The sequence below is a fragment of the Streptomyces sp. NBC_00029 genome (assembly GCF_045160505.1).
GTDB lineage: Bacteria > Actinomycetota > Actinomycetes > Streptomycetales > Streptomycetaceae > Streptomyces.
The window spans coordinates 3363552-3385241 of record NZ_CP108292.1; the positions used below are offsets into that span (position 1 = coordinate 3363552).

Below are 21690 nucleotides of genomic sequence, written 5' to 3' on the forward strand. Positions count from 1 at the left end.
TGATCATCCAAGTCCGGACCGCAGCGCCGGGTCGGAGGCCTTCGCCCAGATGGCCGGAAGCTCCCGCTCGCGCCGCTCGGCCAGGGCTTCCTCGCGGCCGTGGAGCACGCCCCAGGTGAAGGCGGACTCTCCCGCGCCCGTCGCCTGGACCCCGAGGCCGCGCAGTGCCTCGCGGGCCACCACGCTGTCCTGGTGGTCGCCGAGCAGGGTCTGGACCTTCTTGGCGGCCTTGGCCAGGTGTTTCGCCGGCCTGCCCAGGACGGGCTCGGCCGACTCGGCCGCGTACCGGACGCGCTTGGCCGCCTTGCGCGCGTTGTGCAGAGCGACATCGCGCTCCTCCCCCTCCGTGAGGGAGAGCGCGCTGTCGACCCGGTCTGCGAGACGGGAGTAGTCGCGCAGCACCGCCTTCGGCAGGACCGCCTCCGGGGGCCGGGCCGCGCGCTTGCGCAGCGGCGGCTCCTCCAGCAGGGCGTCGAGGGAGTCCAGCAGGGCGAGGTAGCGCGGGCTGTCGAGCGCGGCGAGGGCCCGGCGGCGCGATCCGGAGCGGCGGGTGGTGTTCCACACGCGCAGCCTGCTGCGTACGGGGCCGATCACCAGGGGGCGCGGCAGCTCGCCGAGGTGGGCCTGGATGCGTTCCAGCAGCACCTCCTGGTCGCGGTCGACCCCCAGCTCCGCGGCCAGCCAGCGCAGTTCCTCGCCGATCGGGTCGGTGACCTCCTGGTCGAGCACCTTGCGGTAGGTCTTGAAGGCGCTGCGCAGCCGGCGGCTGGCGACCCTCATCTGGTGGACGGAGTCGGGCAGGGACCGTCGCACGGCCGGGTCCTGGGCGATCAGGGCGTCGCGCTGTTCCCGCAGGTACGTGAGGACGTGCGCGCCCGTGGTGCCCTCGGGGCCGCCGCCCTCGGGCCGGGCCGGGGGTTCGGCGTCGGTTTCGGAGAGGGCCCGGGCGAGCTTGGAGGGGGCTTCGGAGACGCGGAGCCCGGCTTTGCGGAAGGCCTTCTCCACGGAGTCGAGCAGGGCGGGATCGACCCCGTCGGCGAGTTCGACCTCGACCTCGGTCCAGGCGGCGGTGGTGTCGCCGCGCTCGGCGAGGACCTCGTCGGTGCTCAGTTCGGCGAGCAGGGCGCCGCCCGCGTCGAGCAGGTGGCTGAGGCGGCGCGAGGAGACCAGCCTGACCTGTGGCTGGAGCCCGGCGTGGCGGACGCGGGAGCGGACGAGGGCGGCGAGGGAGGGCGGGACCGTGTCGCTGAGCGCGGCCCCGACCTCGTCGCGCACGCCGGGGGAGACGGGCAGTTTGAGGTGCCAGCCCTCGTCCGCGCCGCCGGTTCTGCGCCTCAGGGTGAGGCCGTCGGCGGCGAGCCGCTGGTCGGGGGTGTCGTAGTAGACGGCGTCGAGGTCGACGGTGCCCTGGTCACAGACGGCCGCGATCGCGGCCGTGCCCGTCAGGTCCGGTACCCCGCGCCTGGCTGCAGAGGCCTTAGTGAACTCGAATTTCCGCTCGATCTCGCGCTTCGTGTCCGCCATAGACCGAACTTAGTCCTGAACGGAACACGACGGCAGGGTGAACGGGGCATCAGGCCGACAATGGTCGCTGCACCTTGATCGACTGCAGTAGCCCGATGGCCACCCAGACCGCGAACATCGACGAACCTCCGTACGAGACGAACGGCAGCGGAAGCCCGGCGACGGGCATGATCCCGAGGGTCATGCCGATGTTCTCGAAGGACTGGAAGGCGAACCAGGCGATGATCCCGGCGCACACGATGGTCCCGTACAGCTCGGTGGTCTCCCGGGCGATCACGCAGGAGCGCCACAGGATGATGCCGAGCAGCAGCAGGATCAGCCCGGCCCCGACGAAGCCCAGCTCCTCCCCCGCCACCGTGAAGACGAAGTCGGTCTGCTGCTCGGGCACGAACTGGCCGGTGGTCTGCGAGCCCTTGAAGAGTCCGGATCCGGTCAGTCCGCCGGAGCCGATCGCGATGCGCGCCTGGTTGGTGTTGTAGCCGACGCCCGCCGGGTCGAGCTCGGGGTTGGCGAAGGCCGCGAAGCGGTTGATCTGGTACTCGTCGAGGACGCCCAGCTGCCATATCAGGACGGCACCGCCCGCGCCCGCGCCGAGCAGGCCCAGCACCCAGCGGTTGGAGGCGCCGGAGGCCAGCAGCACGCCGAGCACGATGACGATCATGACCATCACGGAGCCGAGGTCGGGCATCAGCATGACGATGCCCATCGGGGCGGCGGCCAGGCAGAGCGCCTTGACGACGGTGCGGTGGTCCGGATGGGCGAGATCGCCCGCGTCCACCCGGGTGGCGAGCAGCATCGCCATCACCAGGATGATCGTGATCTTCACGAACTCGGAGGGCTGGAGGGAGAATCCGCCGCCGATGACGATCCAGGCGTGGGCGCCGTTGATGGTCGCGCCGAGCGGTGTGAGCACGGCGAGGATCAGCACGAGGGAGAGCCCGTAGAGGATCGGTACGGCGCCGCGCAGGGTGCGGTGGCCGAGCCAGATCGTGCCGATCATCAGCACGAGGCCGATGCCGGTGTTCAGGGCGTGGCGGGCCAGGAAGTAGTACGGGTCCCCCTGGTTCAGCTGCGTCCTGTTGCGGGTCGCCGACCACACCAGCAGGGCGCCGATGAAGGAGAGGGCCAGTGCGGAGAGGAGTATCGGCCAGTCGAGCCGGCGCACCACCGAGTCGCGGGCGGTGAGCTTGGCCATCGCCCCGCGCTCGGGCGCGTACCGGGAGACGGAGAACTTGTTGGCGGTCTGCATGTCGGTTTTCGGTCCTCAGTCCCGTACGGGGGGCAGGGCGGGCGGCCCGGCGAGCACGGGCGGCGCCGGCGCTTCCGGGGACGGCGGCACGTACGGCCGGATCTCGGGGGATTCGATGGAGCCGTCGGGCTGGATCTTGGGCAGCTTGGCCTCGGGCTGCGGCAGCAGGGCCCTCTTCGGGTCCGGGTTGCCCTCCATGTCGAGACCGTAGATGGCGTTGTAGAGATTGCGGACGGCGGGGCCGGAGGCTCCCGAGCCGGTGCCGCCCTGGGAGATCGTCATGACGATCGTGAAGTCCTTGGTGTAGGTCGCCAGCCAGGACGTGGTCTGCTTGCCGTAGACCTGTGCGGTGCCGGTCTTGGCGTGCATGGGGATCTTGTCCATCGGCCAGCCGCCGAACCGCCAGGCGGCGGTGCCGCCGGGTTCGACGACCGAGCGCAGGCCCTTGTCGAGGTCGCTGACGGTCTTGGCGTCGATGGGCAGCCTGCCGTGGGACTGGGGCTTGATCATCTCGATGTGCTTGCCGTCGGGGCTGATCACGGCCTTGCCCACGGTGGGGTTGAAGAGGGTGCCGCCGTTGCTGATGGCGGAGTAGGCGGTGGCCATCTGGATGGGGGTGACGAGGACGTCGCCCTGGCCGATGGCGAAGTTGATGCTGTCGTAGGCCTTCAGCTGGTTGCCCTCGAGGCAGCTTTCGTAGGCGATCTGCTGGACGTAGGTGCCGCCCCGCTTGCCCTGCTTGCACCAACCGGCCTTGTTGGCCTTCCAGAAGCTCTGCTTCCACTGGCGGTCGGGGATCCGGCCGGTGACCTCGTTCGGCAGGTCCACCCCGGTCTCGGAGCCCAGCCCGAACTCGCGTGCGGTCCGGTAGAACCAGTCGTGCGCGCCCTTCTTGGGGCTGAGGCCGCCGTCGCGCTGCCACTCCTTGTGCCCGAGGGCGTAGAAGACGGTGTTGCACGAGAACTTGAGGGCGTCGCCGAGGGTGATGGGGCCGTGCCCCTTGGACTCGAAGTTCGCGAAGCTGCGGCCGCCGAGGCTGTAGGAGCTGCTGCAGTTGTACTTGCTGTCGAAGGCGTAGCCGGCCCGGACGGCCGCGCTCGCCGACACCACCTTGAAGATGGAGCCTGCGGGTGCCTGGCCCTGGATGGCCCGGTTGAGCAGCGGGTAGTTGGAGCTCTTGCTGGTGAGCCGGGCGTAGTCCTTGGCCGCAATGCCGCCGACCCAGGTGTTGGGGTCGTAGTCGGGCTGCGAGGCCATCGCGACGATGCGGCCGGTCCTGGCCTCCATCACGACGACGGCGCCCGAGTCGGCCTCGTACTTGCGGCCGGTGATGTTGTCGGTCTCGTTGCGGACGACCTTCATCGCCTGCTGGAGCTCGTACTCGGCGACGGACTGGACCCGGGCGTCGATGCTGGTGATCAGGGTGGCCCCGGCGATGCCCGGGTCGGACTTGGTCTGGCCCATGACGCGGCCGAGGTTGTCGACCTCGTAGGAGGTGACTTCCGCCTTGCCCCGCAGCTGCCGGTCGTAGGTGCGTTCGATGCCGGAGCGGCCGACCTGGTCGGAGCGCAGGTGCGGTGAGTCGCCGTCCTTCGCCTTCTGGATCTCCTCGTCGGTGACCGGCGAGAGGTAGCCGAGCACCTGCGCGGTACGGGCCCCGCCCGGGGCCGGGTAGCGGCGCACGGCGGTGACCTCCGCGGTGATGCCGGGGAAGTCCTCGGGGCGTTCGCGCAGCTGCAGCGCCTGCTGCGTGGTCGCTTCGAGGGTGACCGGGATCGGCTGGTAGGGGGAACCGTTCCAGCAGGGTGCGGGGGTCTGGGAGTCGCAGAGCCGGACCTTCTCCATGACCTCCTTGGGGCTCATGTCCAGGACGCCGGCGAGGCGGGTCATGACGCCCTTGCCCCTGTCCTTCATCTTCATCAGCTTGGTGCGGCTGGCGGAGACGACCAGACGGGTCTCGTTGTCTGCGAGGGGGACGCCGCGGGCGTCGAGGATCGAGCCGCGCACGGCGGGCTGGACCACCCGCTGGACGTGGTTGCTCTTCGCCTCGTGGTAGTACTCCGCGCCTTCGCGGATCTGGAGGAGCCAGAGCCGGCCGCCGAGGGTGAGCAGCATCGAGAAGACGAGGACCTGGATCATGACGAGCCTGATCTGCACCCGGGAGGTGCGGCCGGTCTCCGGAACGTTGGTCACGACTGCTCCTCCCTCACAGCTTTTTGACGCTCTTCACACCCTTGACCGGCTTGACCCCCTTTATACGGACGGCTTTGTTGGCCCGCGAGCGCGCGGTCTTCAGACGCAGGCCGCCGCGCTGGCTGCCGATGCGCAGGCCCGTGCCGCCGGCCAGCCAGCCGGCCGAGACGTCGGCGGCCTTGTTGGCGGGGCCGCCGCCGGCTTCGACGGCCATCGGGTCGTTCTCGGCGCGCCGGGCGAGGGCCATGATGAACGGCACGGTGAACGGCGCGAGCAGCAGGTCGTAGAGGGTCGCGGTGAAGAGCAGCCCGGTCAGGCCCACGTGGCGGGCGGCGGTGTCGCCGACGAGGGCGCCCACTCCCGCGTAGAGCAGGGTGGAGCCGATCGCGGCGGCCACGACGGCGAGCATCGGGCCCCAGGCGGAACGGAACCGGCCGCCGTCGGGGCGGACCAGGCCCACGGCGTAGCCGATGACGCACAGGACGAGCGCGTACCGCCCTGCGGCGTGGTCGGCGGGCGGGGCCAGGTCGGCGAGGAGACCGGCGGCGAAGCCGATGAGCGCCCCGCTGACGTGCCCGTACACGAGTGCGAGCGAGACGACGGTGAGGAGCAGCAGGTCGGGGACGGCCCCGGGCAGTTGGAGCCGGCCCAGGACGGTGACCTGGACGACGAGGGCGACCACGATCAGGGTCGCCGAGAGCAGGATCCGGTTGAAGCGCATGCGGGGTCTGCTCCTAGTCGTCGGCCGGCTTGGCGGGCACACTGGCGGACCCGGACGGGGTGACCGTGACGGTGACCGTCGGGGTGGGCTTGGGAGCCTCGGGCTTGGGCGGCAGGACCGCGTCGCGGGGGTCCTCGCGCGGCGGCATCACGACGACGCCGACGATGTCCAGGCGCGAGAAGCCGACGAACGGACGCACCCATACGGTGCGGGTCAGGTCGCCGCGCGAGGGGTCGACCTTGACCACCTCGCCGATCGGCACGCCGGGCACGAAGGGCTTGTTGCCGCGTGAGCCGAAGGTGACGAGCCGGTCGCCGGGGCTGACCTTGGCCTTGCCGTTGAGCATCTGGACGGACAGGGCGCGGTCGCCCTGGCCGGTGGCGAAGCCCAGTTCCCCGGTCTTCTCCAGACGGGTGCCGACGGTGAAGTCGGGGTCGTTGGCGAGGACGACGGTGGCGGTGTCGGGGCCGACGGTGCTGACCCGGCCGACGAGTCCGTCCCCGTTGAGGACGGTCATGTCGCGTTCGATGCCGTCCTTGCTGCCGGCGTCGATGGTGACGGTCCAGGAGAAGCCCTGGGCCGCTCCTATCGCGATGACCTCGGCGCCCTTGATGCCGTACTGTCCGGCGCCTGCCCGCTTGAGCATCTGGTCGAGCTCGTGGATGCGGCTGCGGGTCTGGTCCTCACTGCCCATCTTGGCCTTCAGCGCCGCGTTCTCGCGCTCCAGGGTGGCGATGCGGTTGTGGCGCTCGCCGGAGTCCCGTACCGCCCCTATGGCGTTGGCGACCGGATCGACCGCGGTCGCCACACCTTCCTCGACCGGGCCGAAGACCGCTGCGGCGGCCTGTCGGGCACCGTCGACCGGCGACTCCTCGCCTGCCCTGATGTCCACCGTGATCAATGCGAACGCGATGGCGATCAGAAGCACCAGGAGCAGCCGGCTTTCTCGTGTGTCCCTCACGTGCGGCGGCCGTGCCTTCCTCGTCGGAATTCTCTTTTGCCTGTATATCAACGATCCGCCGCACGGGCCCGGTAGCACCCGTACGGCGGATCCTTGTGTTCCGCATGGCCCCTCCCCCGGCGGGGAGGGGCATCTGTCAGCGTCGGGGCTGGGCGTCCAGGACCTGCTGGAGGGCCTCGAACTCCTCGACGCACTTGCCGGAGCCGAGCGCGACCGAGTCGAGCGGATCCTCCGCGATGTGGATCGGCATGCCGGTCTCCCGGCGCAGCCGCTCGTCGAGGCCGCGGAGCAGGGCGCCGCCGCCGGTCAGGACGATGCCGCGGTCCATGATGTCGCCGGAGAGCTCCGGCGGGCACTTGTCGAGCGTGGTCTTGACCGCGTCCACGATGGCGTTGACCGGCTCCTCGATGGCCTTGCGCACCTCGGCGGCCGAGATGACGACCGTCTTGGGCAGACCGGAGACCAGGTCGCGACCGCGGATCTCGGTGTGCTCGTCCTTGTCGAGGTCGTACGCCGAACCGATGGTGATCTTGATCTGCTCGGCCGTGCGCTCACCGAGCAGGAGCGAGTACTCCTTCTTGATGTGCTGGATGATCGCGTTGTCGAGCTCGTCGCCGGCCACCCGGATGGACTGTGCCGTGACGATTCCGCCGAGGGAGATGACGGCGACCTCGGTGGTGCCGCCGCCGATGTCCACGACCATGTTGCCGGTGGCCTCGTGGACGGGCAGGCCCGAGCCGATGGCGGCGGCCATGGGCTCTTCGATGATGTGCACCTGGCGGGCGCCGGCCTGCGTGGACGCCTCGATGACCGCGCGTCGCTCGACTCCGGTGATGCCGGAGGGAACGCAGACCACCACGCGCGGGCGCGCCAGGTAGCGGCGCTTGTGGATCTTGAGGATGAAGTACCGGAGCATGCGCTCGGTGATCTCGAAGTCGGCGATCACGCCGTCCTTGAGGGGCCGTACGGCGACGATGTTGCCGGGCGTGCGCCCGATCATCTTCTTCGCCTCCGAGCCGACCGCCAGGATGCCACCGGTGTTCGTGTTGATGGCGACCACGGACGGCTCGTTCAGGACGATCCCCCGGCCCCTCACGTACACCAGCGTGTTGGCGGTCCCGAGGTCGATCGCCATGTCACGGCCGATGAACGACATTTTGTTCCCCTTGTTCCCCATGAGGAGCGTCTGGCCTTCCAGTTGATAGCGGCTGCTGTCAGGTCGGCGAGGTGGGTGTGTGGGTGGAGGCCCCATCGTAGTGCCGCAAGTACGAAGACCGCGCGACGGGACTCCGGCAATCCCGCCGGAATGGATACCCGCCCCCTCAGTGGTGACGACGTGTCCTGCCCAGGCGTTCCCGCTCCGGCCCGGAAATACCGAAGGGCGACCGAAATTACTTCGGTCGCCCCAGGTCATGAGCGCTATTCGGCTGATGTTGCGTCAGGAAAGAGTGCTCAGAGCGCCGGGAAGAACAGCTTCAGCTCACGCTCGGCGGACTCCTGGGAGTCCGAGGCGTGGATCAGGTTCTCACGCGTGATCGAACCGAAATCACCCCGGATGGAGCCGGGCGCCGCGGCGATCGGGTCAGTGGGTCCGGCCAGCTGGCGGACACCCTCGATGACGCGTTCCCCTTCGACGACCAGCGCGACGACGGGACCGCTCGACATGAAGCCCATCAGCGGCTCGTAGAACGGCTTGCCCTTGTGCTCGCCGTAGTGCGTCTCCAGGGTCTCCTGGTCCAGCGTACGCAGCTCCAGTGCGGGGATGGTCCAGCCGGCCTTCCGCTCGATGCGGCCGATGATCTCGCCGACCAGACCACGACGGACGGCGTCGGGCTTGAGCAGGACGAGGGTGCGCTGGGTCATGTTGCGGCTCCTTGCGGCAAACGGGTGCGGTAGGGCGAATCTACAGGGCCGATCAGGGGGCCGGTCACGCAGCGTCAGGCGCCCCGGGAGCCCCCTGCGCCTCCTGGGCGGCCGCCCAGCGCGCCTTGATCGTGTCGATCTTGCGGCCGTAGTGCACGGAGCACCACCACAGTCCGGCGAACACCGCGCCGAGGAAGAACATCGTCGGCACGACGAAGCCGCTCAGGATCAGGCCGATCTGCAGCGCCCAGCCCAGCTGGACCGCCCCGGGACGCGACAGCATCCCGCACAGCAGCACCGACAGCGCCATGGTGACCCCGCACACCGTCCAGACCACGGCCTGGGTCAGGTCGGGGTCCTTCATCGCCACCAGCCCCGCGAAGCCGATCACGAAGAACTCGCCGATCAGCGTGCTCGCACACAGCGTGCGCATCCCTCAGCCCCTCTTCAGCAGCAGGCGGGCCTCGCCCACCGTGATCACGGAACCGGTCACCAGGACCCCGGCCCCTCCGTACTCGGCCTCTTCCTCCGCCAGGGTGATCGCCGCCTCCAGGGCGTCGTCCAGCCGCGGCTCGACCTGCACCCTGTCCGCGCCGAAGACCTCGACCGCGACGGCCGCGAGCTCGTCCGCGCCCATCGCCCGGTGGCTGGAGTTCTCCGTCAGCACCACCTCCGCGAAGATCGGCTCGAACGCCTCCAGCACCCCGCGGACGTCCTTGCCCTCGCTCGCGGCCACGACACCGATCAGCCGGCTGAAGCCGAACGACTCGGTGACCGCCTCCGCGGTGGCCGCCGCGCCCGCCGGGTTGTGCGCCGCGTCCAGGACCACCGTGGGGCTGCGCCGCACGACCTCCATGCGGCCCGGCGAGGACACCGAGGCGAAGGCCTTGCGCACGGTGTCCTGGTCCAGGACCCGGGCGTGCTCGCCGCCGACCCCGAAGAAGGCCTCGACGGCGGCCAGCGCCACCGCCGCGTTGTGCGCCATGTGCGCGCCGTACAGCGGCAGGAAGATGCCGTCGTACTCGCCGCCCACACCGCGCAGCGTCAGCTGCTGGCCGCCGACGGCGACCTCGCGCGAGACGACGCCGAACTCCATGCCCTCGCGGGCCACCGTCGCGTCGACCTCCACGGCCTTCTTCAGCAGCACCTGCGCCGCGTCCACCGGCTGCTGGGCCAGGATCACGGTCGCGTCCTGCTTGATGACGCCGCCCTTCTCCACGGCGATCTCACCGGGCGTGGAGCCGAGCCGGTCGGTGTGGTCCAGGCTGATCGGGGTGACCACCGCGACGGACCCGTCGATGACGTTGGTCGCGTCCCAGCTGCCGCCCATGCCCACCTCGACCACGGCCACGTCCACCGGGGCGTCCGCGAAGGCCGCATAGGCCATTCCGGTGAGCACCTCGAAGAAGGACAGCCGGTACTCCTCGGCGGCGTCGACCATCTCCACGTACGGCTTGATGTCGTGGTACGTCTCGACGAAGCGCTCGGCGGTGATCGGCGCCCCGTCGAGGCTGATCCGCTCGGTGATCGACTGCACGTGCGGGCTGGTGTAGCGCCCGGTGCGCAGCTCGAAGGCGTTCAGCAGGGACTCGATCATGCGGGCCGTACTCGTCTTGCCGTTGGTGCCGGTGACGTGGATGGACGGGTACGCGCGCTGCGGCTCGCCCAGTACGTCCATCAGCGCCGCGATCCGCGACACCGAGGGCTCCAGCTTGGTCTCGCCCCAGCGGGTGGCGAGCTCCTGCTCCACCTCCAGCAGCGCCTTGGCGACCTCGGGGTCGACGGGCCGGGCGGGTACCGGGTCGCCCTGGGGCGGTCCGGCCTGGGCGCGCAGGGTGCGGCTACCGGCCTCGATCACCGCCAGGTCGGGGTCGCGGTCGGACTCTTCCGCCACGATCTGGTCGAACTCGTCGAAGGTACCGGCGAGGTCGTCGTTGTCGTCGCGGTCGTGGCTCTCGGGCTGCTGGTCACTCACAGGGCCAGTCTACGGACGGGGACCCGGAGGACTTTCGGCCCGGCCGTTTCGGGACTTCCGGCGGCCGGAGCGACCGGATCGTTATGCAAGCCTTGCGCCAGGAGATAGGGGAATAAATGCCGCAGGCCAGCAGCAAAAAGACAGCATCCAGCCGCGACATAGGGATGGACCTGGGCACCGCCAACACCCTCGTCTACGCACGGGGGCAGGGGATCGTCCTCAATGAGCCGTCCGTGGTCGCCGTCCGGACGGGCACCACCACCGCCCTGGCCGTCGGCACGGACGCCAAGAAGACCATCGGCCGCACCCCCGGCTCGATCACCGCGATCCGCCCCCTCAAGGGCGGAGTGATCTGCGACTACGAGGCCGCCGAGGAGATGATCCGGCACTTCGTCCGCAAGGCGGTCCCGGGGCGCCGGCCCCGCACCCGGATGGTGATCTGCGTACCCTCCGGCGTCACCCCGGTCGAGCGGCGGGCCATCGTCCGGGCGTCCACCCGCGCCGGGGCCAGGGCCGTCCACCTCATCGAGGAGCCGATGGCCGCGGCGATCGGCGCGGGACTGCCCGTGGCCGAACCCCGCGGCTCCATGGTCGTGGACATCGGCGGCGGCACCGCCGAGGTCGCCGTCATCTCCCTGGGCGGCATCGTCACGTCGCAGTCGCTGCGCGTCGGCGGCGACCGGCTGGACGCGGCGATCATGGACCACGTACGCAGGGAGCACGGCCTCCTCATCGGCGAGCGCACCGCCGAGGACGTCAAGGTCGCCATCGGCTCGGCCTGGCCGGTGCCGGACCGGCCGGAGCTGGAGACCCGCACCTTCACCGTGCGCGGCCGCGAGAAGGCCGGCGGCATGCCCAGGACCCTCTCGCTGACCGCCCCGGACGTCCGGGCCGCGCTCGACGAGCCGGTCGAGTCGATCATCAACGCCGTCCGCACCACGCTGGAGGAGTGCCCGCCGGAGCTGTCCGGCGACGTGATGGAGCACGGCATCGTGCTCACCGGCGGCGGCGCGCTGCTCCCCGGCCTCGACCTGCGGATGGCCTCGGCGACCGGCATCCCGGTCTTCGTCGCGGACGACCCGCTGGACTGCGTGGCGCTGGGCTCCGGCCGGTGCGTGGAGGACCTGGACACCCTGGACGGCCTGTCGGCCCCGGCGAGGGCCTGAGTCTCAGCCGCGCGGGAGGGTGGCGACGACCTCGTACGTGTCCCGGGTGCGGGTCGCCGCCAGGGTCCCGCCCAGGCTGCGCACACGCTCGGACATGCTCGCCGTGCCCGAGCCCGCCGAGACGGGGGCCCGGCCCGGGGTGCGGGCCGGCAGCGCGTTGCTGACCGCGATCCGCAGCCGCGGGCCGTCCGCCGTGATCGACACGTCGATGGTCTCCCCCTGCGCGTGCTTGGCGGCATTGGTCAGGCACTCCTGCACCACCCGGTAGACCGCGGCCTGCCGCAGCGGCGACAACCCGCGCACGTCCTGGTCCATGGCGAGGCGGACGGGCGAGCCGGCCCGCCCGCTCTCCTCGGCCAGAGCCGCCAGTCCGTCCACGCCCGGGGTCGGGGCCCGCTCCCCGCGCTGCACGATGATCTCGTTCAGCACCAGGTGGGCCCGGCGCGCGGTGTCGGCCAGCTCCTCGAAGTCCTTCGCGTGCGCCGTCTCGCGCGCCCGTACCGACAGCACCTCGGAGCGGACCGTGAGCAGGGTCAGCTCGCGCCCGACGAAGTCGTGGACGTCGCGGGCCACGGAGGTGCGCTCCTGCTGGACGGCCTGGAGCACCGCGGACTCGGCCCGCCGCGCGGTCAGCTCCCCCACCAGGTCGTGCCGGTAGGCGGCGATGCCGACCGCCGAGGCGAGCACCCCGATGGGCACGACCACGCTGAGGAAGCCGCTGAGGGTCTGCACCCGGGGCTCGGGCCAGCCGGGCAGGATGAACATGATCAGCGCGAAGGCGACGTACCCGAGCGTGGCGAGGATCCCGGCCCGGCGCCCGCGGTAGCGGCCGACCGAGTAGAGGGCGAACTGGATCAGGGTCAGTTCGTGCAGCCACCCGATGAAGAGCAGGGCGGCCAGGTACGAGATCCAGGGCTGTCGGCGGCGCACGAGCAGGGTCGTGCAGCCCAGGGCGAGCACGACGGCCGCGGCGGGTCCGTTCAGCGAGTTGTCGGCGGCGGCGAGGCCCGGCAGGTCGAGGGCCATCAGGCCGAGGCAGCCGAGCGCGGTGAGCACGTCCATGGCCCGCGGCGACCCGGCCCAGCTCTCGGTGAGCCGACGGCCGGAGGCCACCAGCCGGTCGAAGGCTGTGACGACGGGCTTGACGCGCATGCCCTCCATCATCCGTGGTCAGCGCGTCGGTTCGGATCACCCAGGATGGAAAAAGTAGTGATTTAGGGCACTTCGGACAGGATCCCGACGTGATGCCGGACCCCGCAGGGGGAAGGGATACGGCGAAGACCCCCGCGTCGACCGACGGCGCGGGGGCCTTCTCCTGTGCGTGCGTACAGGACCTAGGCGGCCGGCAGGCCCGCCAGCTGCGCCTGGAGCCGGTCGATGTCCGCCTCGGCCTTGGCGAGCCGGCCCTTGATCTTGTCCACGACGTTGTCGGGCGCCTTGGCGATGAACGCCTCGTTCCCGAGCTTCGCCTCGGCCTGCTGCTTCTCCTTCTCGGCCGCGCCCAGGTCCTTCGTCAGGCGCTTGCGCTCGGCGGCCACGTCGATGGTGCCCGACAGGTCGAGCGCGACGGTGCCGCCGGCGACCGGGAGGGTCGCGGTGGCGCTGAAGGAGTCACCTTCCGGCTGGAGGCGCAGCAGCTGCCGGATGGCGGCCTCGTGCGCGCCCAGCCCGGTCGCGGCCAGCTCCAGACGGGCCGGAACCTTCTGGCCGTCCTGCAGACCCTGCTCCTTGCGGAAGCGGCGGACCTCGGTGATCACCGACTGGACGGAAGCGATCTCCGCCTCGGCGGCCTTGTCGCGGAAGCCGCTGTCCTTGGGCCAGTCCGCGATGACGAGGGACTCGCCGCCGGTCAGCGTGGTCCACAGGGTCTCGGTGACGAAGGGGACGACCGGGTGCAGCAGCCGCAGCATGACGTCGATGACCTCGCCGAGGACGCGGCCGGAGATCTTGGCCTGCTCGCCGCCCGCGAAGAAGGTCGTCTTCGACAGCTCGACGTACCAGTCGAAGACCTCGTCCCACGCGAAGTGGTAGAGCGCCTCGCTGAGCTTGGAGAACTGGTAGTCCTCGTAGAAGGCGTCGACCTGAGCGACCGTCTCGTTCAGCCGGGACAGGATCCAGCGGTCGGTGGCCGACAGCCGCTCGACGGGCGGCAGCTCGCCCTCGATGGTGGCGCCGTTCATCATCGCGAAACGCGTCGCGTTCCAGATCTTGTTGGCGAACTTGCTGGACGCCTGGACCCAGTCCTCGCCGATCGGGACGTCGACACCCGGGTTGGCGCCGCGGGCCAGGGTGAAGCGGACCGCGTCGGAACCGTACTTGTCCATCCAGTCCAGCGGGTTGACCACGTTGCCGAAGGACTTCGACATCTTCTTGCCGCGCTCGTCGCGGACCATGCCGTGCAGGGCGATGGTGTGGAACGGCGGGGTGCCGTCCATCGCGTACAGGCCGAACATCATCATCCGGGCGACCCAGAAGAAGAGGATGTCGTAGCCGGTGACCAGGACCGCATTCGGGTAGAACTTCGCCAGGCTGTCGGTCTGCTGCGGCCAGCCGAGCGTGGAGAAGGGCCACAGGCCCGAGGAGAACCAGGTGTCCAGGACGTCGGTGTCCTGGGTCCAGCCCTCGCCGGTGGGCGGCTGCTCGTCCGGTCCGACGCAGACGACCTCGCCGTTCGGGCCGTACCAGACCGGGATGCGGTGGCCCCACCACAGCTGGCGCGAGATGCACCAGTCGTGGAGGTTGTCGACCCAGTCGAAGTACCGCTTCTCCATCTCCTGCGGGTGGATCTTGACCTCGCCGTTGCGGACCGCGTCACCGGCGGCCTTGGCGAGCGGGCCGACCTTGACCCACCACTGCATCGAAAGGCGCGGCTCGATGGTGGTCTTGCAGCGCGAGCAGTGGCCGACGGAGTGCGTGTACGGGCGCTTCTCGGCGACGATCCGGCCCTCGGCGCGCAGCGCGGCGACGATGGCGGAGCGGGCCTCCAGCCGGTCCAGGCCCTGGAAGGGGCCGTGGACGGTGATGATGGCGTGCTCGTCCATGACGGCGAGGTTCGGCAGGTTGTGGCGCTGGCCGATCTCGAAGTCGTTCGGGTCGTGCGCCGGGGTCACCTTGACGGCGCCGGTGCCGAACTCCGGGTCGACGTGCTCGTCCGCGACGACCGGGATGCGGCGGCCGGTGAGCGGCAGCTCGATCTCGGTGCCGACGAGGTGCTTGTAGCGCTCGTCCTCGGGGTGGACGGCGACGGCCGTGTCACCCAGCATCGTCTCGGCACGGGTGGTCGCGACGACGATGGACGCGTCGCCCTCGCCGTAGCGGATCGAGACGAGCTCGCCCTCGTCGTCCTGGTACTCGACCTCGATGTCGGAAATCGCGGTCAGGCAGCGGGGGCACCAGTTGATGATGCGCTCGGCGCGGTAGATCAGCTCGTCGTCGTAGAGCTTCTTGAAGATGGTCTGGACGGCCTCGGAGAGGCCCTCGTCCATGGTGAAGCGCTCACGGGACCAGTCGACGCCGTCGCCGAGGCGGCGCATCTGGCCGGAGATCTGACCGCCGGACTCGCCCTTCCACTGCCAGACGCGCTCGACGAAGGCCTCCCGGCCGAGGTCGTGGCGGGACTTGCCCTCCTTGGCGAGCTCGCGCTCGACGACGTTCTGGGTGGCGATGCCGGCGTGGTCCATGCCGGGCTGCCACAGCGTCTCGTAGCCCTGCATGCGCTTGCGGCGGGTGAGGGCGTCGATCAGCGTGTGCTCGAAGGCGTGGCCCAGGTGCAGGCTGCCGGTGACGTTGGGCGGCGGGATGACGATCGCGTACGGAGGCTTCTCGCTCTTGGGGTCCGCCTCGAAGTAACCGCGCTCTACCCAGCGCTCGTAGAGCTTCCCTTCTACCTCGGCCGGCGCGTACGTGGTCGGCAGTTCGGAGTCGGGGCTGCTGGGTGTCTGCGTGTTCTCGGTCACGGGGCACAGTTTAGAGCGGTAACAGTCCAGTCATGAAACCGGTATTCCCGGGGCCCGGCGCCCTGCCCGCGCCTGCCTTCCGTCAGGATGTGTGAAACGGATAAGCAACCTCATTGGGGGACGCGGGATGAGCTACAACCAGCCAGGGCCCTACGGGCAGCAGCCTCAGCAGCCGGGACCGTACGGGCAGCAGCCCCCGCCGCCGCCCGGCCCGTACGGCCAGCCCGCCCCCCAGGCCGGCCCGTACGGCCAGCCCGCGGGCGCTCCGCAGCCGGGCTACGGCTACCCGCAGCAGCCGGGTGTCCCCCCGCAGGGCTACCCGCAGCAGCCGCCGGCCCCCCCGGCCTACGGCTACCCGCAGCAGCAGGCCCCGTACGGCGGCGAGCCCCCGAAGAAGTCCAAGGCCGGCGTGATCATCGCCGCGGTCGTCGCCGTCGCGGTGATCGCGGGCGGCGGCTGGTACCTCCTGGGCGGCGGCGCGGGCGGCAGCGTCTCCACGGACACCAAGGGCTACAAGCTGGTGGCCCCGGAGTCCGTGGACGACTTCAAGAAGGACCCGTCGTACAAGGACAAGCCCTTCACCGACGAGGACAAGAAGGAAGCCGAGGCGGCGGGCGTCAAGAACCCGACCCGGGTGGGCATGACCTACACGGGCGGCGACCCGAAGAACCCTCTGGCGGCCAAGGGCCTCAACTTCCAGGGCGTCTACGGCGAGGTCGCCGACCCGGAGAAGTCCGTGGACGGCTACTTCACCATGGCCAAGCTGAACGCGGCCAAGGAGGGCAAGCAGGAGGTCCAACTGATCGGCACCCCCAAGGCGATGACGCCGGCCGGCTTCAAGGGCGCCGTCATGAAGTGCCAGGACGCGAAGTTCACCCTGAAGGACACGGCGACCAAGGGACCCAAGGAGTTCACGCTCCCGATCTGCATCTGGGGTGACTACAGCACCCTGACCATGGTCACCGCCACCGATGTGGCTTCCGTGCTCGCGGGCAAGCCCGGCTACACCCTGGAGCAGGCCTCGGAACTGACCGCGAAGCTCTACAACACCGCCCGCGTCAAGAAGTAACGAAGCGCGCGGCACACGCAGAAGGGCGCCCCCGTCGGGGGCGCCCCTTCTGCGTACTGCCCGGCACTGCGCGCGTGCGGTTACGCCGACTTCTCGTGCGGGCCCTGGTCCTTCGGGACGATCCGCGGGACCAGCGTCGGGTTGACGTTGGAGCGGACCACGTCCGAGGTGATGACCACGCGGGCCACGTCCTTGCGGGACGGGACCTCGTACATCACCGACATCAGGACCTCTTCCATGATGGCGCGCAGGCCGCGCGCGCCCGTCTGGCGGAGGATCGCCTGGTCCGCGATGGCCTCGAGCGCCTCGCGCTCGAAGTCCAGCTCCACACCGTCGAGTTCGAACAGCCGCTGGTACTGCTTCACCAGCGCGTTCCGCGGCTCGATCAGGATCTGGAGCAGGGCCTCGCGGTCCAGGTTGTGCACGGAGGTCAGCACGGGGAGGCGGCCGATGAACTCGGGGATCATCCCGAACTTCACCAGGTCCTCCGGCATGACCTCCTGGAACTGGTCGCTGGCCTCGATCTCGCGCTTCGAGCGGATCGTCGCCCCGAAGCCGATGCCCTTGGCGCCCGCACGCGACTCGATGATCTTCTCCAGGCCGGCGAAGGCGCCGCCCACGATGAAGAGCACGTTCGTCGTGTCGATCTGGATGAACTCCTGGTGCGGGTGCTTCCGGCCGCCCTGCGGCGGTACGGAGGCGGTCGTGCCTTCCAGGATCTTCAGGAGGGCCTGCTGCACGCCCTCGCCGCTCACGTCGCGCGTGATCGACGGGTTCTCGCTCTTGCGGGCCACCTTGTCGATCTCGTCGATGTAGATGATCCCGGTCTCGGCCTTCTTGACGTCGTAGTCGGCCGCCTGGATCAGCTTCAGCAGGATGTTCTCGACGTCCTCACCGACGTACCCGGCCTCCGTCAGCGCGGTCGCGTCGGCGATGGCGAACGGCACGTTCAGCATGCGGGCGAGGGTCTGCGCGAGCAGGGTCTTGCCGGAGCCCGTGGGGCCCAGCAGCAGGATGTTGGACTTCGCGAGCTCGATCGCGTCGTCCCGGCCCTGCGCGCCGCCGTTCTCGCCGGCCTGAACGCGCTTGTAGTGGTTGTAGACCGCTACCGAGAGCGCCTTCTTCGCCGGCTCCTGGCCGACGACGTAGCTCTCCAGGAACTCGTAGATCTCACGGGGCTTGGGGAGTTCCTCCCACCGGACCTCGGAGGTCTCCGCGAGCTCCTCTTCAATGATCTCGTTGCAGAGGTCGATGCACTCGTCGCAGATGTAAACACCGGGTCCTGCGATGAGCTTCTTCACCTGCTTCTGGCTCTTTCCGCAGAACGAGCACTTGAGCAGATCGCCGCCGTCACCGATGCGTGCCACGAGGTGCTTCCCCTTCGCCTGGGAGACGCCTGGTTCAGCGCTCCTGGTGCCTCATATCCGACGGTACCTTGCCGGGGGCCCCGAGCGGGGCCCCCTTGACGTGGTTCACATCGCCGAATCCGACGACGTGCTCACGCCAACTGGTGGCAAGGATCAGGCCTTGCTGCTCTTACGGGTGGAGATGATCTGGTCGATCAGCCCGTAAGCGAGCGCGTCCTCGGCCGTGAGGATCTTGTCGCGCTCGATGTCGTCGCGGATCTTCTCGATCGGCGTCGTCGAGTGCTTGGCCAGCATGGTCTCCAGCTGGTCGCGCATGCGGAGGATCTCGTTGGCCGCGATCTCCAGGTCGGAGAGCTGCTCACGGCCGGTGCCGCCCGAGGGCTGGTGGATCAGCACACGGGCGTTCGGCAGGGCCATGCGCTTGCCGGGGGTACCGGCGGCGAGCAGGACCGCGGCGGCGGAGGCCGCCTGGCCCATGCAGACCGTCTGGATGTCCGGCTTCACGAACTGCATCGTGTCGTAGATCGCCGTCAGCGCGGTGAAGGAGCCGCCCGGGCTGTTGATGTAGATGGAGATGTCGCGGTCCGGGTCCATCGACTCCAGGCACAGCAGCTGCGCCATGACGTCGTTGGCGGACGCGTCGTCGATCTGCACGCCGAGGAAGATCACGCGCTCCTCGAAGAGCTTCGCGTACGGGTCGTACTCGCGCACGCCCTGCGAGGTGCGCTCGACGAAGCGCGGGATGACGTAGCGGTTGTCCACCTGCGGGCCGGTGTAGAGGCCGCTTGCGGAGAAGTTGTTCTGCATCTGGGTGTTCACCATCCTGGTGGCGTTCTGCGGGCTGTCGGCTGCTGGGTACTGACGGTGGATACCGGGATCAGGCCCCGGTGCCGCCGCCGCCCGGAACGTTGGACGCGGCCGAGATGATCTCGTCGATGAGGCCGTACTCCTTGGCCTCCTCGGAGGTGAACCAGCGGTCGCGGTCACCGTCGCGGATGATCGCCTCGACGGTCTGGCCCGAGTGGAACGCGGTGATCTCGGCCATCCGCTGCTTGGTGCGCAGCAGGTACTGGGCCTGGATCTTGATGTCCGACGCGGTGCCACCGATGCCGGCGGAGCCCTGGTGCATCAGGATGTCGGTGTTCGGCAGGGCGAAGCGCTTGCCCTTGGCGCCACCGGTGAGCAGGAACTGCCCCATCGAGGCCGCCATGCCCATACCGATGGTCACGACGTCGTTGGGGATGTACTGCATGGTGTCGTAGACGGCCATACCGGCCGTCACGGAGCCACCGGGGCTGTTGATGTAGAGGTAGATGTCCTTCTCCGGCTCGGCGGCCAGGAGCAGGAGCTGCGCGGTGATCTTGTTGGCGATGTCGTCGTCGACCTGCTGGCCGAGGAAGATGATGCGCTCGCCGAGCAGCCGGTTGTAGACATGGTCGCCGAGGCCGCCACCGATGGACGGCTCACCCGCGGCGTAAGGCTTCAGATTCGTCACGTATCCACCTGCTCGTCTCCGACGGCCATGTGCCGTCTCAGCGTCTCGTTCTGGGGCCCGGTCCGGCCGGAGCGGACGAGTCCGCCGGCGCCCGGGTACTCACGTGCCCTCGTATTCATGGACCCTAACGCGCAGGTAGGACAACGCCATCCCGCTTCCCGAACTGTTCGCTCGGAGCGCAAGGTCCCGGAGCCCCGCAAGACCATGCCGAAGGGCCCGTACACCGCTGTGTACGGGCCCTTCGGGGCACTGCTCAGTGGGCTTCGCCCGGGGTGTTACTTGGCCTCGTCGGCCTTGACCTCGTCGTCGCCGTCGACGGCGGCCTCGACGGTCTCGGCGGCCTGCTCCTCGTCCTCGTCGGACAGGTCCACGACCTCACCGTTGGTGTCGACGACCTTGGAGGCCTCGACGACGACCGCGAGGGCCTTGCCGCGGGCGACCTCGCCGACCAGCATCGGAACCTGGCCGCCCTCGACCACGGCCTGGGCGAACTGGTCGGGGGACATGCCGGAGGAGGCGGCGCGGCGCATGAGGTGCTCGGTGAGCTCCTCCTGGTCGACGCCCAGCTTCTCCTTGTTGACCAGCGCGTCGAGGACGAACTGGGTCTTGATGCCCTTGACGGCCTGCTCGGAGGTCTCGGCGTCGAACTCCTCGACCGTCTTGCCCTGGAACTCCAGGTACTTCTCGATGGTCAGACCCATCTGGCCGAGCTGGTGGTGCTCGAGGTTGTGCTTGCGGGTCTGGACCTCGTCCGCGAGGAGCTTCTCGGGGATCGGGACCTCGACGAGCTCCAGCAGCTTCTCCAGGACGCGCTCCTGGGCCTGCGTGGCCTGGTCGTACTGCTTCATGTTCTCGAGGCGCTTGCGGCTGTCCGCCTTGAGGTCCTCGAGGGTGTCGAACTCGCTCGCCATCTGCGCGAACTCGTCGTCCAGCTCCGGGAGCTCCTTGGCGGAGACCTTGGTGACCTTGACGGTGACCTCGGCGTCCTTGCCCTCGGCGGAGCCGCCCTTCAGCTGCGAGGTGAAGGTGGCCTCGCCGCCGGCCTCCAGGCCGGTGACGGCCTCGTCGATGCCCTCGAGGAGCTCGCCCGAGCCGATGGTGTAGGAGACGTCGGAGGCGACGCCGTCGGGCAGCACCTCGCCGTCGACCTTGGCCTCGAGGTCGATGGTGACGACGTCACCCTCGGCGGCGGCGCGCTCGACGTCCTTGGTGGACGCGAAGCGGCCGCGCAGCTGCTCGACGGACTTCTCGACGTCCTCGTCGGAGACCTCGATGGCGTCGACCTCGACCTCGATGCCGGAGTAGTCCGGGATCTCGATCTCGGGACGGACGTCGACCTCGGCGGTGAAGGCCAGGATCTCGCCGTCCTTCAGCTCCGTGATGTCCACGTCCGGCTGGCCCAGCGGGTTCAGGTCGGCCTCGTTGACCGCCTCGGTGTAGAACTTCGGGAGGGCGTCGTTGACGGCCTCCTCCAGCACCGCACCGCGGCCGAAGCGCTGGTCGATGACGCGGGCGGGGATCTTGCCCTTGCGGAAGCCCTTCACCGTGACCTGCTGGTTGATCTTCTTGTACGCCGCGTCGAGGCTGTCCTTGAGCTCCTCGAAGGGCACCTCAACAGTGAGCCGAACCCGAGTCGGGTTCAGGGTCTCCACGGCGCTCTTCACGGTTCGGTCTCCTTGTGGCTGACTGCTGGGGATTCTGCCGTCACGCTGTGATTCAGCGGTTCAGCGGACTTCGGCCCGGTACATCAGACACACGGGCACGCAGCTTGCATAGTAACCGCAAGCGGCAATCAGCCCACAACGCGATCTTGTGGAGACACTGCTGTTGGTCGGGGTGGCCGGATTCGAACCGACGACCTTCCGCTCCCAAAGCGGACGCGCTACCAAGCTGCGCCACACCCCGTCGGTGCGACACGTAGGGTACATGCCCGGAGACACTCTGATGCGCGGGATTTCCGAGGTGTTTCCGGCAGGTCCCCGGCACGGCGTCGAATGTGGTGTGCACCCACAGGGAGCGACCCGCTAGGATGCTGTCCGTGCCGCGGTCCCCGGACCTTCGGCGCGAGCGTTGCGGGTGTAGCTCAATGGTAGAGCACTAGTCTTCCAAACTAGCTACGCGGGTTCGATTCCCGTCACCCGCTCAGAAGTA

The 21690-nt window shown here is 69.5% G+C and carries 17 protein-coding genes and 2 tRNA genes; 3 read left to right on the forward strand and 16 right to left on the reverse strand.

Annotation, left to right across the window (positions count from 1 at the left end):
• Positions 1–3 precede the first annotated feature (3 nt).
• The 9 genes from OG753_RS15990 to OG753_RS16030 all read right to left on the reverse strand — a co-directional run bounded on the left by OG753_RS15990 (position 4) and on the right by OG753_RS16030 (position 10486).
• The gene (locus OG753_RS15990) at positions 4–1524 is read right to left on the reverse strand and encodes a CHAD domain-containing protein (protein WP_405788872.1); all 1521 of its coding nucleotides are present in this window, start codon (positions 1522–1524) and stop codon (positions 4–6) included.
• A gap of 49 nt (positions 1525–1573) precedes the next feature.
• Complete coding sequence (gene rodA, locus OG753_RS15995; protein WP_327262455.1) at positions 1574–2773, reverse strand: rod shape-determining protein RodA; 1200 nt, start codon at positions 2771–2773, stop codon at positions 1574–1576.
• 15 nt (positions 2774–2788) lie between these two features.
• Positions 2789–4966: a penicillin-binding protein 2 gene (gene mrdA, locus OG753_RS16000; protein WP_405788874.1), complete on the reverse strand. Its 2178-nt coding sequence runs from the start codon at positions 4964–4966 to the stop codon at positions 2789–2791.
• Positions 4967–4979: 13 nt separating this feature from the next.
• The gene (gene mreD / locus OG753_RS16005; RefSeq protein ID WP_327262457.1) at positions 4980–5687 is read right to left on the reverse strand and encodes a rod shape-determining protein MreD; all 708 of its coding nucleotides are present in this window, start codon (positions 5685–5687) and stop codon (positions 4980–4982) included.
• A 13-nt stretch (positions 5688–5700) separates the two neighbouring features.
• Positions 5701–6648 carry a rod shape-determining protein MreC gene (gene mreC, locus OG753_RS16010; RefSeq protein WP_327262458.1) on the reverse strand — a complete coding sequence of 316 codons (948 nt, stop codon included), beginning with the start codon at positions 6646–6648 and terminating at the stop codon, positions 5701–5703.
• Positions 6649–6784: 136 nt separating this feature from the next.
• On the reverse strand, positions 6785–7804 hold the full coding sequence (locus OG753_RS16015) for a rod shape-determining protein (RefSeq protein WP_008738981.1): 1020 nt from the start codon (positions 7802–7804) through the stop codon (positions 6785–6787).
• Positions 7805–8100: 296 nt separating this feature from the next.
• Positions 8101–8511: a nucleoside-diphosphate kinase gene (gene ndk / locus OG753_RS16020; RefSeq protein ID WP_327262459.1), complete on the reverse strand. Its 411-nt coding sequence runs from the start codon at positions 8509–8511 to the stop codon at positions 8101–8103.
• A 64-nt stretch (positions 8512–8575) separates the two neighbouring features.
• On the reverse strand, positions 8576–8944 hold the full coding sequence (locus tag OG753_RS16025) for a DUF4233 domain-containing protein (RefSeq protein WP_327262460.1): 369 nt from the start codon (positions 8942–8944) through the stop codon (positions 8576–8578).
• A 3-nt stretch (positions 8945–8947) separates the two neighbouring features.
• Entirely contained in the window at positions 8948–10486 is a 1539-nt protein-coding gene (locus tag OG753_RS16030) for a bifunctional folylpolyglutamate synthase/dihydrofolate synthase (protein WP_405788877.1), read from the reverse strand.
• A gap of 116 nt (positions 10487–10602) precedes the next feature.
• Here OG753_RS16030 and OG753_RS16035 point away from each other — a divergent pair, with 116 nt between their 5' ends.
• Positions 10603–11652 (forward strand): rod shape-determining protein, encoded by a 1050-nt coding sequence (locus tag OG753_RS16035; protein ID WP_327262461.1) that lies wholly within the window; start codon positions 10603–10605, stop codon positions 11650–11652.
• Between the two features lie 3 nt (positions 11653–11655).
• On the opposite strand, the gene OG753_RS16040 is transcribed toward OG753_RS16035, so the two are convergent.
• Entirely contained in the window at positions 11656–12804 is a 1149-nt protein-coding gene (locus OG753_RS16040) for a sensor histidine kinase (RefSeq protein WP_405788878.1), read from the reverse strand.
• A gap of 182 nt (positions 12805–12986) precedes the next feature.
• Entirely contained in the window at positions 12987–15608 is a 2622-nt protein-coding gene (locus OG753_RS16045) for a valine--tRNA ligase (RefSeq protein WP_327262463.1), read from the reverse strand.
• Between the two features lie 127 nt (positions 15609–15735).
• Between OG753_RS16045 and OG753_RS16050 the strand changes: the two genes are divergently transcribed.
• Positions 15736–16677, forward strand: a complete 942-nt coding sequence (locus OG753_RS16050) for a hypothetical protein (RefSeq protein WP_327262464.1) — start codon at positions 15736–15738, stop codon at positions 16675–16677.
• An 80-nt stretch (positions 16678–16757) separates the two neighbouring features.
• On the opposite strand, the gene clpX is transcribed toward OG753_RS16050, so the two are convergent.
• The 5 genes from clpX to OG753_RS16075 all read right to left on the reverse strand — a co-directional run bounded on the left by clpX (position 16758) and on the right by OG753_RS16075 (position 21444).
• A complete protein-coding gene (gene clpX / locus OG753_RS16055; protein ID WP_301371147.1) occupies positions 16758–18044 on the reverse strand; it encodes an ATP-dependent Clp protease ATP-binding subunit ClpX in 1287 nt (428 codons plus the stop codon).
• Positions 18045–18197: 153 nt separating this feature from the next.
• A complete protein-coding gene (locus tag OG753_RS16060) occupies positions 18198–18866 on the reverse strand; it encodes an ATP-dependent Clp protease proteolytic subunit (protein ID WP_033223992.1) in 669 nt (222 codons plus the stop codon).
• Positions 18867–18921: 55 nt separating this feature from the next.
• Complete coding sequence (locus OG753_RS16065) at positions 18922–19539, reverse strand: ATP-dependent Clp protease proteolytic subunit (protein ID WP_030649990.1); 618 nt, start codon at positions 19537–19539, stop codon at positions 18922–18924.
• 275 nt (positions 19540–19814) lie between these two features.
• Positions 19815–21203 carry a trigger factor gene (tig, locus tag OG753_RS16070; protein WP_327262465.1) on the reverse strand — a complete coding sequence of 463 codons (1389 nt, stop codon included), beginning with the start codon at positions 21201–21203 and terminating at the stop codon, positions 19815–19817.
• Positions 21204–21367: 164 nt separating this feature from the next.
• A tRNA-Pro gene (locus OG753_RS16075) sits at positions 21368–21444 on the reverse strand.
• Positions 21445–21611: 167 nt separating this feature from the next.
• Between OG753_RS16075 and OG753_RS16080 the strand changes: the two genes are divergently transcribed.
• Positions 21612–21682, forward strand: a tRNA-Gly gene (locus tag OG753_RS16080).
• Positions 21683–21690 lie beyond the last annotated feature (8 nt).

What these genes read in the sequence shown, in the direction of transcription:
- OG753_RS15990 (WP_405788872.1), bottom strand. Translation starts at nt 1,524, where the DNA reads ATGGCGGACACGAAGCGCGAGATCGAGCGGAAATTCGAGTTCACTAAG.
- rodA (WP_327262455.1), bottom strand. Translation starts at nt 2,773, where the DNA reads ATGCAGACCGCCAACAAGTTCTCCGTCTCCCGGTACGCGCCCGAGCGC.
- mreD (WP_327262457.1), bottom strand. Translation starts at nt 5,687, where the DNA reads ATGCGCTTCAACCGGATCCTGCTCTCGGCGACCCTGATCGTGGTCGCC.
- OG753_RS16015 (WP_008738981.1), bottom strand. Translation starts at nt 7,804, where the DNA reads ATGTCGTTCATCGGCCGTGACATGGCGATCGACCTCGGGACCGCCAAC.
- ndk (WP_327262459.1), bottom strand. Translation starts at nt 8,511, where the DNA reads ATGACCCAGCGCACCCTCGTCCTGCTCAAGCCCGACGCCGTCCGTCGT.
- OG753_RS16025 (WP_327262460.1), bottom strand. Translation starts at nt 8,944, where the DNA reads ATGCGCACGCTGTGTGCGAGCACGCTGATCGGCGAGTTCTTCGTGATC.
- OG753_RS16035 (WP_327262461.1), top strand. Translation starts at nt 10,603, where the DNA reads ATGCCGCAGGCCAGCAGCAAAAAGACAGCATCCAGCCGCGACATAGGG.
- OG753_RS16040 (WP_405788878.1), bottom strand. Translation starts at nt 12,804, where the DNA reads ATGCGCGTCAAGCCCGTCGTCACAGCCTTCGACCGGCTGGTGGCCTCC.
- OG753_RS16050 (WP_327262464.1), top strand. Translation starts at nt 15,736, where the DNA reads ATGAGCTACAACCAGCCAGGGCCCTACGGGCAGCAGCCTCAGCAGCCG.
- OG753_RS16060 (WP_033223992.1), bottom strand. Translation starts at nt 18,866, where the DNA reads ATGGTGAACACCCAGATGCAGAACAACTTCTCCGCAAGCGGCCTCTAC.